This is a genomic window from Burkholderia sp. Ac-20384, assembly GCF_017104605.1.
In the GTDB taxonomy this organism is placed as follows: domain Bacteria; phylum Pseudomonadota; class Gammaproteobacteria; order Burkholderiales; family Burkholderiaceae; genus Burkholderia; species Burkholderia lata.
Map to the genome: position 1 here is coordinate 1 of NZ_JAAGPE010000666.1, position 1031 is coordinate 1031.

Below are 1031 nucleotides of genomic sequence, written 5' to 3' on the forward strand. Positions count from 1 at the left end.
TCGGTGCGTGTTCTTCGTAGGCGACCGGTGCGGTGAGCGTATGGACGCGCACCGGGTGCAGCGGCAGGCGCCAGCCGAGCCGGTCGAGCAGCGGCAGGCTGCCGGCGCCGGCGGCGACCACGATCGCATCGGCGGAAATCACGTCGACCTCGCGAGCGTTCGACGCGCGCCGGTCGCCGGGCGGGACGAGCTCGACCGCGGCGCGGCCGGTATCGACGCGGATCGCGGCGACTTCCGCGCCGAAGCGGAACTGCACGCCATGCTCGTCGAGCGTCTGCTTGACCAGTTTCGCGAACAGCGGGCAATTGCCGGTGCGTTCGGTTTCGAGCAGCACGCCGCCGGCGAAGCCGGGTTCGGCCGGTACCGACGGCTCGAGCACCGCGCATTCGTCGGCGGAGAGCAGGCGGTACGGCTGGTCGAGCGTGCGCAGCAGGTCGAGCGCGGGCTGCATCGCGTCCCAGTCGCGCGGGTCGCGCACCACGTGCAGGATGCCGGGCTTCTGTTCGAATTCGAGCTCGAGGCGCGTCTCGATGTCGGCAAGCGTGTCGCGCGACGCGTCGATCAGCGGGCGCAGCCGCGCGTACTGGGCGGCGAACGCGTCGGGCTCGCGCAGCGTGCCGAGCTGCTTGACGAAGCGGCGCACGCCGCCGTTGAAGCCCGGCTTGTAGACGATGCCGGTGTCGCGCGGCTGGCGCTGGCGCATGAAGGTCGGGCCGAACCAGACGTCGAGCGGGCTCGGCAGCAGTGCGCCGCCGTCGCCGTAGGTTGCACCTTGCGCGACGGTCGCGTGGCGTTCGACCACGCACACGCGATGGCCGGCCGCGCGCAACTGGTAGGCGGTGGCGACGCCGCTGATTCCGCCGCCGATGACGATGACATCCATGGATTGCTTCGATGACGGGCGGCGCGCGTGCGCCACCCGGTGAGAATTCGCTGAGGGCCCCGGCCCGGTGAACCCGGAATGATAGCGCCAAAATCGCGGGAGCCGGCGCCGGGCGAGCACGGACCGTGCGGCCGCGCCACGGTCGCCG

1 protein-coding gene is annotated in these 1031 nt (G+C 72.0%); it reads right to left on the reverse strand.

The genetic code is table 11. From position 1 onward, the window contains the following. Positions 1 to 883 (reverse strand): FAD-dependent oxidoreductase (locus G3O00_RS42705; protein WP_206146597.1); only part of this gene is annotated, 883 nt, incomplete at its 3' end. Positions 884 to 1031: the final 148 nt, after the last annotated feature.